Origin of the sequence: Haloferax denitrificans ATCC 35960, assembly GCF_000337795.1 — an archaeon.
GTDB lineage: Archaea > Halobacteriota > Halobacteria > Halobacteriales > Haloferacaceae > Haloferax > Haloferax denitrificans.
Map to the genome: position 1 here is coordinate 348,953 of NZ_AOLP01000019.1, position 13,843 is coordinate 362,795.

A 13,843-nucleotide genomic window follows, 5' to 3' on the forward strand; every position below is an offset into this window, starting at 1 on the left:
TGGGGGATTACGCGGCTTCGTACACTTCCTCACGGACCCAGTCGTAGCCCTTGTCTTCGAGTTCGGACGCGAGCGAAGCGTCGCCGCTCTTGACGACCTTGCCGTCCAGCATGATGTGGACGTGGTCCGGCTCGACGTATTCGAGGATACGCTGGTAGTGAGTGATCTGGAGGATACCCGTGCCCTGCTCGTCGCGCAGTGCGTTGATACCCTTCGAGACGTCCTGCAGGCGGTCGATGTCGAGACCGGAGTCGATCTCGTCGAGCACCGCAATCGACGGTTCGAGAATCGCGGCCTGAAGGACCTCGTTTTGTTTCTTCTCGCCGCCGGAGAAGCCGGCGTTGAGGTAGCGTTGCATGAACTTCTCGTCCATGTCGAGGAGGTCCATCTTCTCCTTGAGGAGCTTCTGGAACTCGGCGACGCCGACTTCGCCGTCGTCGACGTTACCCTCCATCGGGGAGGTGTCGTAGCCGGCTTCCTCTTCTGCTTCCTCGTCGTCGTCCTCGCCGAACAGGAGCTCCTCGCGCTCGTCGATTTTCGCGTTGAGCGCGGTTCGGAGGAAGTTCGTCATGGTGACGCCCTCGATTTCCGCGGGGTACTGGAAGCCGAGGAAGATACCGAGCGCGGCGCGCTCGTTCGGCTCCAGTTCCAGAAGGTTCCACGTGCGGGCGTCGTCCGGGATTTCGACGTCGCCGAAGTCGTCGTCCTCCAGGTGAAGGAGGATTTCTCCGTCGGTTACTTCGTAGGCGGGGTGTCCGGCGATGATTTTAGAAGTCGTAGACTTGCCGGAGCCGTTGGGACCCATCAGCGCGTGGATCTCACCGGATTTGACTTCCAGGTCGACACCTCGCAGAATCTGCTCACCGTCTTCCTCCGCGACTCGTGCGTGGAGGTTCTTGATCTCGAGAGTTGCCATCGTTGGTTCGTTGCCTCGTACTCGAAGGGTGGGGAGTATCGCCCATAATGCTTGCGCATTCACCCCCGCCACCTTTTGCAGAAAGAAAATTTGTTTTCAAATCCGCAAAGAACCGGAGCGATTCGCGACACGCGTCCGGGTTTCGGACAGCCGAACACCGTTACGGTCCCGCCGACTATGTAACCGAATATAGTTTCGTTAGTCCCCGTTGCGAACGCTCACATGAAACTGCCGAGGCCGGTCTGTTCCTGTCCGCTTTTCACCTCGTCCCACGACATCCCGAGCGCCTCGATGACGCGGGAGATGGGCCCTTCGAGCGTCTTTGTGAGCATCGTCTCCCAGTCGACTTCGAACTCCTCGGGAATCTGGTCCGCGTACTCGAAGCAGATGACGTCGGGGTCGCGCTTGAACTCCCGGTAGAGGTCGTCGACCTGCGGGTCGAACTCGCCGGCCTCCATCTCGCGGAACCACGACGGGTGGACCTTCTTGAGATAGACCCGCTTCGGCTTCGACCCCCGGCCGAAGTTCGTCCCCAGGAAGGCGTTGGCGTACTGCGCCCCGCGGACGTGTGCGGTCGGCGTCTCGTACGCCGAGAGGCGCTTGCCGATGCCGCCGGGGATACCGGCCTGTTCGAGCGGCAGGTTCCCCGCCTCGAAGTCGGTGATGATGTCGTGGAGGTAGTCCTTGATGACCTCGGTGTCCTCACCGTGGACGATCATGTCGATGACGTTCTTCTGGACCTCTTTGGTTATCTGCGCGATGTCCGACCGTTTGTACTCGAAGCCAGTGATGTCGATGTCGTCGACGTGCTTGCCCTCCTTCCAGACGATGTGGCCCGCGTAGCGCTTCTTTTTGCCCGCCTGGAAGAACCGACGATAGAGCTTCTCGAACTCGATTTGGAAGCGGTGTTCGTCCGCGCCCAACTCGTCGCGCGCGAAGTCGTCGTAGGCGGCGTTGATGTGCTCCTCGATGTCGAACGACTGCTCGATAGCCTCCTGTTTCGACACGTCGGGGCCGAGTTCGAGCATCACGCTGTCGGTGTCGCCGTAGGCCACGTCGTAGCCGATTTGGTTCGCGGCCTGCTCCGTGAACTCGATGACCTTCCGGCCGGTCGCCGTCACCGCCGCGCCCATCTCCTTGTCGTAGAGGCGGAAGCGGTCCCAGCCCAGCACGCCGTACAGCGAGTTCATGATGACCTTCACCGCGGCCTGTTGGCGGTCGAACTGCTCGTACTGCGACGAGCCGGGGTCGTGGGAGTTCCGCAACGACTTTTTTTCCTCCCGCTCGGTGAGGAGTTCGTCGACCATCTCCCGAATCATGCCGTCGGGCTCTTGCTGGAAGTGCGTCCCGTTGGGCGCGCGGAACATCTCTCCGTCGTAGCTTTCGGGGTCGACTTTCGTCTCGGGCGACGCGTTGATGGTCACCATGCACATCGGGTACAGCGACTTCAGGTCGAGCACCGTGACGTTCTCCTTGACGCCGGTGATGGGGTCGAAGACGGCCCCGCCCTCGTAGTCCTCGGACTCCTGTTTCCCCTTCGAGGGGAGCGCGAACTCGCCGTGGACCTTGTGGAGCACGTAGATGTCGACGGTGTCGCCGGGCGTCGGCGCGTCTTCGAGCTTACAGCCGACGAACGTCCGCACCTCGTCCCAGAAGGCGATGATGTCCTGTTTCCGGTCGATTTCGACGCACAGCTCCACGTCGCGGAGGTTGTATTCGAGCAGGCGCTCGGGGTCTTCCTCCCAGAGGTCGCCGATGTCGCCCGAGTAGCGCTCCTTGCCCGCGTCGAGTTCGAGTTCGCCGACCGCGTCGAGGCGGTAAGATTCGAGTTCGGTGAACTGAGTGCGCTTGTAGGCGTACAGCAGGTCGAAGACGACGCGACCCTTGATGTCCGGGCCGCCCCAGCCGCCGCGCCACACCTCGCCGAGCCGCGACATGCGGTTGTAGTCGAGATTCAGGTCGGTCGTCGGGTCGACTTCCTCCAAGCGGTCGAGGAAGTACGGCGCGTCGAAGTCCTCGAAGTTCCAGCCCGTGAGCACGTCGGGGTCGGTCTCCTCGATGTACGCGAGGAAGGCGTCGAGCATCTCGGCCTCCTCGTCGAACGTCCGAACGTCCACCTCCGCGTCCTCGCCGAGAAAGTCGTAGTTCGGCAACGCGTCGGGGCGCTTGCCGAGGCCGTCTTCGGCGACGGCGTGCCAGACGACGTACTCGTCGCGGTAGGAGTCGTGGCTGGTCAGACAGATAATCGGCTCTTCGCCCTCCTCGGGGAAGCCGTTCCGGTCGTTGACCTCGATGTCGAAGGTGTTCACCCGGAGGTTCGCGTCGACCTCCGCGGGCGCGACCTCCTGGTGTGGAATCTGAATCGTCCCGTCGCCGTCGTCGAGGCGGCGCGCGGGGACGCGGACGCCGCTTTTGATGTCCTTGTCGATGAGCAGGCGATTCGGAAAGAGGATGTCCGCCTCGTAGTGGTCGAACTCGTCGCGAATCTGGCCGACGTCACGGGGGGTGCGGCCGAAAATCTTCGTCAGTTCCTCGCCGCGAATACTCTCGAACCCGTCCTCGGTGCCGGTGATGACGTCCTTGTCGAGCGCGTCGTCGTCGAGGCTGTCAGTGGGCGCGTAGAAGTACGGCCGGAACCCGAGCACGCGGACGTGCTCGGTCTCGTCGTCCGCCGTCCGACCGAAGATGTGAATCACCGGGTACTCGTCCCGGCCCGCGCCCTCGATGGTGTAGTCGACCTGCGTGACGGCCAGTTCGACCGTCCCGTCCGGGTCGGGAAACCGCACCTCGTCCGTGTCGATGACGTCGGAGACGTGCTGGCCGGCGTCGCCGGCGACGATGGCGGCCTCCTCGTCAGGCCGCGCGTCGCCCGCGCCGTCGGCGTCGTTCCCCCCGAAGTCGGTCAGACCCGTCTGCGTCATGGCAGTCGCTTCGATGGCGCGGCTAAAAACCCCGGCGTTTCCGCGAACCGCACCCCGAATCACGGAAAGACATTTACCCATGTATGACATTCCTTGTCACACGATATGACCGACCACGCAACTCCGGAGCGGTGGGATGGCACGATCGACGGCGACGGACCGACTGGTCCGACGGGAGCCGAGACGGTCGAATCCTACGATATCGACGGTGGCGTGGTGTTCTACGACGCGGAGAACCCACTCGCGTGGGTCGAGGCCTCGCGCTCGATGCGCCTCGACGACTGCGCCTGACTCGGCCGAAACGGACACTTTTTCTCGGCACGGCGTCTCGACGCGAGCGTGACGGACGACGAGCGACGTGAGGGAACAGCCGCCGACGCGACCGACGAAGACGACGACGCGGAGCGCCCGTCGGCGGACATGGCCTCGAAAATCGACCCCGAGACGCGGTGGGGCGACCCCGAGGCCCGCTGGGACCCGGAAACCCGCTGGGGGAATCCCGAAAAGGACCTCCCGACGATTCCCCGCGTCCGCATCCCCGGCGAGGACGCCGACGACGGCGGCGACCCCGACGGCGACTCCAACGGCGAGGGCGACGACGCGCCGGAGTTCTCCCCCGACGTGAACCCCGAAGTCGCCCGGCTGTTCTGGGCGAGCGTGGTGCTCGCCAACGTCGGCCTCGCGGGACTCACCGTGGGTCCGATGCTCGTCTACTTCCGCGGCGACACGCTCCTCGGCGGCGGCCTGTTTCTGTTCGGCGCGGTCGTGCTCGTCCGCGTCTACTCCATCTACCGGGAGTTCAAGCGAGGCGAGTGGCGGGACGACGAGGGTGACGACGGCGATGAAAGCGACGACAGCGACGGAGATGACGCGGACGACGGCGGACCGACCGAAGACGCAGGCAACGCGGACGACCCCGCCGCGGACGCTCCCGAGCGCAACCGCTAACAGTCACTGCGCCCTTCACCGGCACATATGCGAACCGTGCGCGGGCCGGACGGCCGGACGTACCTCCTCGTCAAGCAGTCGAGCGACGCCAGCCGCGTCCGCGACCCGGAGACCGGCGAGGAGCGACACCTGCCGAACGACGACCTCGAAGCCGTGAGCGGCGAGTCCCCGCTCGAAACCGCCGCGCGCGCCGTCCCCGAACCGGTCCGTCGCATCCTCGTCGCGGTCCCGACCGAGCGCGGTCTGGGCCTGCTCGTCGACCTCGTCGACCGCGGGCCGCTCCCCGTGGTCGACCTCCTCGGAGCCTACGACCTCTGCGAGAGCGACCTCCACGGCCTCTTGACCGAGTTCCGGGCCGCCGGCCTCGTCGCCGAGGCCACGGTCTACGGGGAGCGCGGCTACGAGGCGACCGAGGCGGCGAAAGAAGGAATCGAGCTCCTGCGGGCGAGCGAATAAGCGCCGAGGAAGGGGCGACCGCCCTCAGTCGTCCGCGAGCGCGCCCTCGATGGTCGGCGCGTCGGTCCGCTCGACCGTCGAGCGGTTCGTCGTCGGGTTCTTCTCCACGCGGACGAGGTCGTCGGCCGCGCCGACCAGCTTGTCGTCGTGGCTGACGATGAGAATCTGTTTGACGCCGCGGCTCTGCATGTCCTCGACGAGGTCGACCAGCCGCGAGACGTGGCCGTCGTCGAGGAACACCGTCGGCTCGTCGAGGATGAGCGGCGGGAGCGGGGCCGCGCCGTCGATTCCCTCGGCGAGGAGCCGGTAGATGGCACACCGGAGGCTGAGGTTGAACAGGGCGCGCTCGCCGCCAGAGAGCTGTTCGGGTTCGAGCGCGGTGCCGTCCTTCTGGAACACCGTCAGCCCGTACTCGCCGTCGAGCCGGATGCGCGAGTAGGCGTCGTTGGCGTAGACGAGGTCGAACGTCTCGTTGAGCATCCGTTCGAGCACCTCGACGTTGCGCTGGCGAAGCTCCGCCCGGAGGTCGCCGTAGGTCGATTCGAGCGTCGAGACCTCCTCGTGGACCGATTCGAGGGCGTCCACGCGCTCGGAGAGGTGGTCACGGCGCTCCCGCAGGGCGTCCAACTGTTCGAGTTCGGCCTCGACGCCGCCGACGCGGCTCTGGAGTTCGTCGCGGTCGTCGCGCAACTCGGGAAGCACCTCGTCTTCGACCCGTTCGAGGTACGCCGCGGCCTTCTGCTTGCGCTGTCTCGCCCCCTCGACCGCCTCTTCGTCGACCGTCTCGCGGAGTTCGTCGCGGCGCTCGCGACGCTCCCGGAGGTGTTCGCGCCGTTCGCGGTTCACCTCGGCGAGCGTCTCGCGCTTCTCGCGGAGCCGGTCCCGCGTGTCGATTTTCTCGGCCCGCGCGTCGACCAGCGATTCGACGCGGTCGAGTCGGTCGCGCCGGTCGCCGAGGGCGTCGAGGTCTGATTCGAGCGAATCGACCGTCTCCGCGACTTCCTCGGCCCGCTCGGCCTGCGTCGTCGCCGCCTCGCGTTTCTCTTCGGCCTCGGTTTCGAGTTCCGCGGCGGCCTCGCGCTTCTCCGCGGCGGCCTCGCGGCGACTCTCGACGGTCTCCTCGCGGTCGGCGATGCGTTCGTCCACGAGGTCGAGTCTGTCGCGCCGGGAACTCGCGCGGTTCTCGACTTCGACGAGCGCCTCGGCCGCCTCGACGGCCGCCGAGCGCGACTCGACGTCCGATTCGAGCGATTCGCGGTCGGCCTCCAGCGACTCGACCGCGGCCTCGCGCTCGCTGATGGCGTCGACGTGGGGCGAGCCCTCGACCGGCTGTCCGCACTCGGGGCACTTGCCCGCGTCGCGGAGGCGCTCGGCCTCGGCGAGGCGCTCGCGCGCGTTCTTCAGTTCGGTCTCCGTCTCCGCGAGCGACTCGCGGGCCTCGGAGCGCGCCTCCCGTCGTTGTTCGAGGAGGTCGGCGGCCTCGCCGAGTTCGACGGGGGCGTCTTCGAACCGCGCTTCGGCGTCGTCGAGCGCCGACCGAAGCTCGGCGCGGGTCTCGCGGAACGATTCGAGCTCGCGCTCGGCCTCGGCGGCGGTCTCCGCGTCGGCGTCGGCGGCCTCGCGTTTCTCCGCGGCGCGCGATTCGAGGTCGTCGGCGCGCTCTGCGAGCCGCTCGGCCTGCGTCTCGAACGCCTGCGCCCGCGTCCGCGCCTCCGAGAGGTCGTCGCGGAGTTCCGCCTCGCGCTCCGACAGCGCCTCGCGCGCGTCGGCTATCGCCTCGTCGCTCGCGTCGTCGAGATCGGTCCGGGCGAGGGCGTCGTCGATGTCCGATTCCAGTTCGTCGGCGGCGGCGTCGAGGTCTCGGATTCGCTCCGAGAGGTCGTCGCGCTTCGTCTCGTCGGCGGAAATCTTCTCCGTCAGGTCCTCGATGGCCGCCTCGATGTCGTCGAGTCGCTCCCGCTTTTCGGCGTGTTCGTCGAGCGTCGCCTCGGCGGCGTCGAGCGCCGACTTCGCCTTGTCGCGCTGGGACTCGTAGTTCGAAATCTCCTCGTCGAGGGAGTCGAGTTCGGATTCGAGCGCGTTGAGCGTCGCGTGGAGGTCCGCGTCCTCCTTGGCCTCGATTTGCGACTCGACGTCTTCGAGGACGCTCCGCTTTTTCGTCAGCACGTCTTCGACCCCGAGCCGGGCGTTGCCGGCGCGCTCGCGGTACGTTTCGAGCTTCCCGAGCTGGAGGAGGTCGTCTATCATGTCCTGCCGCTGGCTCGGCGTCGCGTTGATGAGCTTGTTGACCTCGCCCTGCTGGACGTACGCGCAGTTCACGAACGCCTCGGCGTCCATCCGCAGGAGCGACGCGACGTGCCGGCGAACGTCGCGCGCGCCTTCGACGGTCCCCTCGGGACCTTCGAGGACGCACTTCGCGGTGGTCGCGCGGTCGCCAGAGACGCGAATCCGGCGGTCGATGCGGTACTCGCCGCCGTCGTGGACGAATTCGAGCGCGATTTCGGCGTCGTCCGCGCCCGTCGTCACCACGTCTTCGAGCGTCCCCGCGAGCGCCTTCGAGCCGTAGAGCGCGAAGAAACACGCTTCGAGGAGCGACGACTTGCCACTGCCGTTGACGCCGTGGATGACCGTGACGCCGTCTCTGAGGTCGAGTTCGGCGTCCTCGTAGGGCTTGAAGTTCCGGATGGCGATGCGGGTGAACCTCACGCGAAATCACCCAGCGAACTGTCGCGGCTCGCCGCTGGCTCCGCGGGGCCCTCCGAGTCGGTCTCGGTCGTCGTCTCGGGGTCGGTGTCGGTCTCGGTCGTCGCCTCGGGGGCGGTCTCGGTCGCGTCTTCGGCGGTTTCAACGTCTTCAGCGACTGCCACGTCTTCGACGCCCTCCGAATTCTCGTCTTCGTCCTCGGCGTCGCTCTCGCGCTCGGCGGCGACGAAGGCGTCGGGGTCGTCCGAGAGGAGCGATTCGACGCGCTCGCGCACCTCGTCGCGGACGTTCGAGTCGGCGACCTTGCTCGCGCGGACCGTCTCGTCCACGTCGAGGGCGGCGCTCGACAGGCCCATCTCGCGGACGCGCTCGCGCACCGCGTCGTCGGGGTCGGCGAAGGTCACGTCGGTCGCCAGGTCGGCGTCGTCGTCGATGTCGCGTTTGTCGTTGACGCGGGCGACGAGCGCGCCCTCCTCGACGGCGAACGACTCGACCGCGGCGGGGGTGACGGTCTCGCCCTCGCCCCGCAGTTCCACGATGACGACCGCGTCTTCGAGGTCGAACTCGCGGACGCGTCGGCGGACGCGCTCGATGCCCTCGTCGCCGGCGAGGTCGACCTCGACGAACGCGAACGGGCGCGTTTCGAGGGTGCGCCGGCGGATGTCGACCGCGTCGGGCGTGAACTCGATGAGGTTGTACCCGCGGGGGTCGCGCTCGCTCGCGCTCGCGCGCTCGGTCGACCCGCAGTAGGTCACCCACGTCCCGTCGAGGTCGGCGGTGTCGGGGACGTGGTTGTCGCCGAGGAGGACCGCGTCGAAGTCGACGTTGGACTCGGCGAGGACGGTTTCCGTCTCCCAGTCGGCGTGCGCGAACGGCGTAAACAGACCGTGGGCGACGAGCACCGAGCGCTCGGCGTCGGCGGGGTCGAACTGGTAGTCGAGTTCGTCGCGTCGGGAGCGCGGGACGTGGTCGAGGCCGTAGAACGCCACGTCGCCGACGACGTGGGGGTCGCGCCCCAGTCTCGTCGCCAGCCCGAGGCGCTCGAAGAGGTCGAGCCACTGCCCGCCGCGGGTCGACTCGTGGTTGCCGACGATGGCGAGGAAGGGAATCCCGGCGTCGTCGAGGCGGCGGAGCGCGGCGAGCGTCCCGAGGAGGTCGGGGAGTTCGGGACGGCGGTCGTGGTAGAGGTCGCCCGCGTGGACGACGGCGTCGACGCCTTCGTCGAGCGCGTCCGAGACGACGCGCTCGAAGGCGTCGAGGAAGTCCTGTCGGCGCTCCGGCGAGTGGTACTGCTGATACCCGATGTGGGTGTCGCCGGTGTGTATCACCCGTGTCATCTACCACTCGGTTCGCCACCGCCGCTGAAAACGGTTGTGCGACCGGAGCGAAAGTGGTCGGCGTCCCGCGGTCACCGCTCGGCGGTGCGAGACGCCCGGTTCGACTCGTCGGTGGCGTCCGCGAGCGCGACGCGGAGTCGGTCGAGGTCCGCGATGAGCGCCCGCCCCGAACGTGCGCAGTCGTGGTGTCCGCGTCGGGCGGCCTCGCCGACCGCTCGGCGGAGCGTCAGTTCGCCGCCGTCGGAGAGAAAGCGGGCGGCAGAAGAAAGCGACTGGAAGGCGTCACGCGCGTCGGCGACGACCTCGGCGGGCGGTCGCGACTCGGGTCGGTCGTCGATATCGGCGTCGGCGTCGGCGAGCGCGGAGAGCGCGCGGCCGACGTCGTCGGGAGCGGGCGAAGACATGTGCCGACGTGGCCGCGCGTTCGGATTTAAATGTTGAGCGTGTAGAGCCGCTTGCGCGCGTCGGAGAACGAAAACCGGGAGTCGACCGCGCCCTCGTCTTCCAGCCGGGAGAGCGCGTAGCGGACGGTGCGCGGAGGCAGAAGCGACTCCTCGGCGATTTGGCTCTGGGTGAGCGTGTCCTCGTAGTCGAGAATCTTCGCGACCAACTTGGCGCTCGGGGGCATGTCTCGAACCGACGCCCAGCGGTCGTCTGCGTCGGGTTCGGACTCGCGTTCGACTGCTTCCGTAGTACTCATCGTACGAGACACCAAGCGATGCTATTAGATAATATTTGCTATCCAAAAATATTACTGTAGCGAATTTATGTGACGCACGTCAGACTCGTCATCCGGGCGGCAGACGCGTCCTAGGCGGCGAATCCCTCACACACCCGAAGCCTCTTATGAACCTGCACCCTATGCCGGATGATGACCGATACTGTGGACGACGTCGATCTCCCCTACGATAAGGACTCGGCGTCGCAGCAGGAGAAGATCACCGCCCTTCAAGAGCGGCTCGAAGTTCTCGAAACGCAAAACGAGGAGATGCGCGACAAGCTCCTCGACACGAACGCCGAGAACAACAAGTATCAACAGAAGCTCGAGCGCCTTACCCACGAGAACAAGAAGCTCAAGCAGTCGCCGCTCTTCGTTGCGACGGTTCAGGAAATCACCGACGAGGGGGTCATCATCAAGCAGCACGGTAACAACCAAGAGGCCCTCACCGAAGTGACAGACGAGATGCGCGAGGAGCTCGAACCCGACGCGCGCGTCGCCGTGAACAACTCTCTCTCCATCGTCAAGCGGCTCGACAAGGAGACTGACGTCCGGGCACGCGTGATGCAGGTCGAACACAGCCCCGACGTGACCTACGAGGACATCGGCGGACTCGAAGAGCAGATGCAGGAGGTCCGCGAGACGGTCGAGATGCCGCTCGACCGCCCCGAGATGTTCGAGAAGGTCGGCATCGACCCGCCGTCGGGCGTGCTCCTCTACGGCCCGCCGGGCACCGGGAAGACGATGCTCGCGAAGGCCGTCGCCAACCAGACGAACGCCTCGTTCATCAAGATGGCCGGCTCCGAACTCGTACACAAGTTCATCGGCGAGGGTGCGAAGCTCGTCCGCGACCTGTTCGAGGTCGCCCGCGAGAACGAGCCCGCCGTCATCTTCATCGACGAGATCGACGCCATCGCCTCGAAGCGGACGGACTCGAAGACCTCCGGCGACGCCGAGGTCCAGCGTACGATGATGCAACTCCTCGCCGAGATGGACGGCTTCGACGAGCGCGGCAACATCCGCATCATCGCGGCGACCAACCGCTTCGACATGCTCGACCCCGCGATTCTCCGCCCCGGTCGGTTCGACCGCCTCATCGAGGTGCCCAAGCCGAACGAGGACGGCCGCGAGATAATCTTCCAGATTCACACCCGGAAGATGAACGTCTCCGACGACGTGGACTTCGTCGAACTCGCCGAGATGGCCGACAACGCCTCCGGTGCCGACATCAAGGCCGTCTGTACGGAGGCCGGGATGTTCGCCATCCGCGACGACCGCACGGAGATATACATGCAGGACTTCCTCGACGCCTGGGAGAAGATACAGCAGGAAGCCTCGGACGAGACGGAAGTCTCCCGCGCGTTCGCGTAATCGACGTCGCGAACCGCGTTTCGTTCCGCCCAGTTCGGGTTTCGACTCCGTTCGAATTCACTTTTCGCGCGACGCCGACCGCAGAGTGGCTACGCGGCGAACGCGACGTACGGCAGGACAAAGAGCGCGAGGAACATCGCGGCGAGGATGAGGCCATACCCGCCGAGCGTCGCGGCCGCGGTCAGCCACGATTCGCGTCGGCCGGGGAGTTCGAACGCGGACATACTCGGTCGGTCGCTGTCGTGAATCATAAATCGTCGGGATTTCCGCGACCGGGTCGGGCGCGTCACCGGGCGGAGTCGGTCGTCTCGGCGGGTTCCGCCGCCGCGGGCCCCATCAGGTAGCCGCCGAACCCGATGAACCACAGGAGCACCGGGTACGCGACGTATCGCTCGATGCCGCCCGCACCGAGGAACGCGAGCGGGTGCGGGACGCCGAGGAGGCCGAACGCGAAGATGCTCGCCAAGAGCGCGAGGACGAAGCCGCCCACGACGACCGAGACGTAGCGGAACGGCGTCTCGATGACCCGCGCGGCGACGACCGCCGAGAGGCCGCCGGCGAAGAACGTCAAGAGGGCGAACAGCCCGTGCATCGGGGCTTCGCTCCCGTCGAAGACGCCCACGCCGAGGACGCCCGCCCCGAGGGCGACGACCGCGGCGGTGACGACGCGGTCACCGAACGCCCGGTGGACGAAGTAGCTCGCACCGAGGACCAACAGCCCCGAAAGCACCATCGTCGCGTTGAAAATCGTCGCCGACGGCTGGAGGATGACGCTGTTGGGCGGCCTCGTCGCGCCGAGGTCGCTTATCTCCTGTACGCCCGCGTTGTAGCCGGGATAGAACGCCTCGGCGGTGATGATTCCCATGAGCGCGAGCAGGCCGAACGCGAACAGCAACCCGCCGGCGACGTACCGCTCGCGGTGGACGCTATGGGCACTGTGGCCACTGTGGGCGCTCGGCGTCTCCTCGATTCGGTCGGACCGAGTCTCGGTCGACGGACTGCCGTCCGGTCGGGCGTCGGTGGTTGCTGTCATCGTTCTCACTCCGCTCGCCTAGACGCCTGATACGCCGATAACACCGACCGCTGGCTCTTAACCCGCGAGAATCCGGAGGGTCGAGAACCCGAAGTCGTCGCCCCAACCCGAACGACTGAAACCGACCGGGTCGCACCCACAGATATGGGCACGCCACTCGAAAGCCGCGAGGCGCAGGCCGAGGAGGTCCTCGACCGACTGTACGAGGAGTACCCCGACACCACCATCTCGCTTTCCTACTCGAACCGCCTCGAACTGCTCATCGCCGTCATGCTCTCCGCGCAGTGTACCGACGAGCGCGTCAACAAGGTCACCGCGGAGCTGTTCGAGAAGTACGACGACGCCGCGGACTACGCCGCCGCCGACCAAGAGGAGCTGGCCGACGACATCAGCTCCATCACCTACTACAACAACAAGGCGAAGTACATCCGCTCCGCGTGCGCGGACATCATCGAAAAGCACGCCGGCGAGGTCCCGGACACCATGTCCGCGCTGACCGACCTCGCCGGCGTCGGCCGGAAGACCGCGAACGTCGTCCTCCAGCACGGCCACGACATCGTGGAGGGCATCGTCGTCGACACCCACGTCCAGCGGCTCTCGCGCCGGCTCGGGCTGACCGAAGAGGAGTACCCCGAGCGAATCGAGGAGGACCTGATGCCGGTCGTCCCCGAGCGCGACTGGCAACAGTTCACCCACCTGTTCATCAGCCACGGGCGGGCCGTCTGCGACGCGCGCAACCCCGACTGCGACGCGTGCGTGCTCGAAGACGTCTGTCCCTCCTCGAAGCGCGACCACGACGTCGACCTCGCCAGCGGCGAGGCGTGGTGAGCGCTCAGCCCAACACGTAGCCGCTCAGGTAGCGGTAGATACCGAGCAACCACGCGAGAATCCAGAAGACGACGTAGCCGAAGACGCCGACGCGGAGGCGGCCGCGCCACGCGCCCATGTTCTCGTGGAGGTCGTCGAGCGACACGGTCTGGTCCGGGTCGCGGTAGAGGTTCGCCCGCCACTTGGCCTGGAAGATGCGGACGATACCCGTGAGCGCGAAGACGAGCATCGCGTACGCCTGCAGGCCGAGAATCGCGTGGAGGGCGCTGAGGCCGTTGAGTTGCTGAAAGAGCCGCGGGAGCATCCACGTGACGACCGGGACCGTGTTCAACACGAGGCCGGGGAAGATGATTTTGAGGTGGTAGACGAGCACGTCCCACGACACCGTCTCGGCGTCGATCATTATCCACGCGCCGTAGATGTAAAACGGAAAGCTGGCCGTGACGGTGATCGCGGCGAGCGTGGCGAGCGTCGTCTCGTCTGCCATCGCACGGCGTTCGGACCCGGGCGGCCTAAAGGGTCCGATGCGCGGCGTCCCGTTCGAGCGCTAGACCACGGAGCGGGGGTCGAACGTCGGCCGCGACGCCCCGGATTCGAGGCTTGAACCACGAC

The 13,843-nt window shown here is 66.6% G+C and carries 14 protein-coding genes; 5 read left to right on the plus strand and 9 right to left on the minus strand.

Going from position 1 to position 13,843, the window contains the following annotated elements; genetic code table 11:
* Positions 1–7: 7 nt before the first annotated feature.
* Together C438_RS18075 and C438_RS18080 are read right to left on the minus strand one after the other, a co-directional pair.
* Positions 8–916: an ABC transporter ATP-binding protein gene (locus C438_RS18075; RefSeq protein WP_004971154.1), complete on the minus strand. Its 909-nt coding sequence runs from the start codon at positions 914–916 to the stop codon at positions 8–10.
* A 218-nt stretch (positions 917–1,134) separates the two neighbouring features.
* The gene (locus C438_RS18080; RefSeq protein WP_004971155.1) at positions 1,135–3,837 is read right to left on the minus strand and encodes a DNA-directed DNA polymerase; all 2,703 of its coding nucleotides are present in this window, start codon (positions 3,835–3,837) and stop codon (positions 1,135–1,137) included.
* Positions 3,838–3,942: 105 nt separating this feature from the next.
* Here C438_RS18080 and C438_RS18085 point away from each other — a divergent pair, with 105 nt between their 5' ends.
* From C438_RS18085 to C438_RS18095, 3 genes are read left to right on the plus strand one after another with little or no spacing between them, the layout of a single operon-like run.
* Complete coding sequence (locus C438_RS18085) at positions 3,943–4,128, plus strand: DUF7331 family protein (RefSeq protein WP_004971156.1); 186 nt, start codon at positions 3,943–3,945, stop codon at positions 4,126–4,128.
* A gap of 48 nt (positions 4,129–4,176) precedes the next feature.
* Positions 4,177–4,785, plus strand: a complete 609-nt coding sequence (locus tag C438_RS18090; RefSeq protein ID WP_004971157.1) for a DUF7322 domain-containing protein — start codon at positions 4,177–4,179, stop codon at positions 4,783–4,785.
* A 27-nt stretch (positions 4,786–4,812) separates the two neighbouring features.
* Positions 4,813–5,241, plus strand: coding sequence for a DUF7346 family protein (locus tag C438_RS18095; protein ID WP_004971158.1), 429 nt, complete (start codon positions 4,813–4,815; stop codon positions 5,239–5,241).
* 24 nt (positions 5,242–5,265) lie between these two features.
* Here the strand turns inward: C438_RS18095 and rad50 are convergent, their stop codons facing one another.
* The 4 genes from rad50 to C438_RS18115 form a co-directional block, all read right to left on the minus strand.
* A complete protein-coding gene (gene rad50 / locus C438_RS18100) occupies positions 5,266–7,947 on the minus strand; it encodes a DNA double-strand break repair ATPase Rad50 (RefSeq protein ID WP_004971159.1) in 2,682 nt (893 codons plus the stop codon).
* Positions 7,944–9,281: a DNA double-strand break repair protein Mre11 gene (mre11, locus tag C438_RS18105; RefSeq protein ID WP_049918230.1), complete on the minus strand. Its 1,338-nt coding sequence runs from the start codon at positions 9,279–9,281 to the stop codon at positions 7,944–7,946. The genes rad50 and mre11 overlap by 4 nt, the downstream gene beginning before the upstream one ends.
* 71 nt (positions 9,282–9,352) lie before the next feature.
* Positions 9,353–9,685 carry a hypothetical protein gene (locus C438_RS19815; RefSeq protein WP_004971161.1) on the minus strand — a complete coding sequence of 111 codons (333 nt, stop codon included), beginning with the start codon at positions 9,683–9,685 and terminating at the stop codon, positions 9,353–9,355.
* Between the two features lie 26 nt (positions 9,686–9,711).
* Positions 9,712–9,981 carry a helix-turn-helix domain-containing protein gene (locus tag C438_RS18115; RefSeq protein WP_004044086.1) on the minus strand — a complete coding sequence of 90 codons (270 nt, stop codon included), beginning with the start codon at positions 9,979–9,981 and terminating at the stop codon, positions 9,712–9,714.
* Positions 9,982–10,152: 171 nt separating this feature from the next.
* Here C438_RS18115 and pan1 point away from each other — a divergent pair, with 171 nt between their 5' ends.
* Positions 10,153–11,370, plus strand: a complete 1,218-nt coding sequence (gene pan1 / locus C438_RS18120; RefSeq protein WP_004971162.1) for a proteasome-activating nucleotidase Pan1 — start codon at positions 10,153–10,155, stop codon at positions 11,368–11,370.
* 89 nt (positions 11,371–11,459) lie between these two features.
* Here pan1 and C438_RS20140 read toward each other — a convergent pair whose 3' ends face one another.
* Both C438_RS20140 and C438_RS18125 read right to left on the minus strand, forming a co-directional pair.
* Positions 11,460–11,594, minus strand: a complete 135-nt coding sequence (locus tag C438_RS20140; RefSeq protein WP_275039889.1) for a hypothetical protein — start codon at positions 11,592–11,594, stop codon at positions 11,460–11,462.
* 62 nt (positions 11,595–11,656) lie between these two features.
* On the minus strand, positions 11,657–12,403 hold the full coding sequence (locus C438_RS18125; protein WP_004971164.1) for a DUF998 domain-containing protein: 747 nt from the start codon (positions 12,401–12,403) through the stop codon (positions 11,657–11,659).
* A 144-nt stretch (positions 12,404–12,547) separates the two neighbouring features.
* Between C438_RS18125 and nth the strand changes: the two genes are divergently transcribed.
* Positions 12,548–13,231 carry an endonuclease III gene (gene nth, locus C438_RS18130; protein ID WP_004971165.1) on the plus strand — a complete coding sequence of 228 codons (684 nt, stop codon included), beginning with the start codon at positions 12,548–12,550 and terminating at the stop codon, positions 13,229–13,231.
* A gap of 4 nt (positions 13,232–13,235) precedes the next feature.
* On the opposite strand, the gene C438_RS18135 is transcribed toward nth, so the two are convergent.
* Positions 13,236–13,718 carry a DUF7321 family protein gene (locus C438_RS18135; protein WP_004971168.1) on the minus strand — a complete coding sequence of 161 codons (483 nt, stop codon included), beginning with the start codon at positions 13,716–13,718 and terminating at the stop codon, positions 13,236–13,238.
* Between the last annotated feature and the right edge of the window lie 125 nt (positions 13,719–13,843).

Excerpts from the sequence above, each read along its gene's own strand:
- C438_RS20140 (WP_275039889.1), bottom strand. The coding sequence starts at position 11,594 with ATGTCCGCGTTCGAACTCCCCGGCCGACGCGAATCGTGGCTGACCGCG.
- C438_RS18125 (WP_004971164.1), bottom strand. The coding sequence starts at position 12,403 with ATGACAGCAACCACCGACGCCCGACCGGACGGCAGTCCGTCGACCGAG.
- C438_RS18095 (WP_004971158.1), top strand. The coding sequence starts at position 4,813 with ATGCGAACCGTGCGCGGGCCGGACGGCCGGACGTACCTCCTCGTCAAG.
- pan1 (WP_004971162.1), top strand. The coding sequence starts at position 10,153 with ATGACCGATACTGTGGACGACGTCGATCTCCCCTACGATAAGGACTCG.
- nth (WP_004971165.1), top strand. The coding sequence starts at position 12,548 with ATGGGCACGCCACTCGAAAGCCGCGAGGCGCAGGCCGAGGAGGTCCTC.
- C438_RS18115 (WP_004044086.1), bottom strand. The coding sequence starts at position 9,981 with ATGAGTACTACGGAAGCAGTCGAACGCGAGTCCGAACCCGACGCAGAC.
- mre11 (WP_049918230.1), bottom strand. The coding sequence starts at position 9,281 with ATGACACGGGTGATACACACCGGCGACACCCACATCGGGTATCAGCAG.
- C438_RS19815 (WP_004971161.1), bottom strand. The coding sequence starts at position 9,685 with ATGTCTTCGCCCGCTCCCGACGACGTCGGCCGCGCGCTCTCCGCGCTC.
- C438_RS18075 (WP_004971154.1), bottom strand. The coding sequence starts at position 916 with ATGGCAACTCTCGAGATCAAGAACCTCCACGCACGAGTCGCGGAGGAA.
- C438_RS18080 (WP_004971155.1), bottom strand. The coding sequence starts at position 3,837 with ATGACGCAGACGGGTCTGACCGACTTCGGGGGGAACGACGCCGACGGC.
- C438_RS18085 (WP_004971156.1), top strand. The coding sequence starts at position 3,943 with ATGACCGACCACGCAACTCCGGAGCGGTGGGATGGCACGATCGACGGC.
- C438_RS18135 (WP_004971168.1), bottom strand. The coding sequence starts at position 13,718 with ATGGCAGACGAGACGACGCTCGCCACGCTCGCCGCGATCACCGTCACG.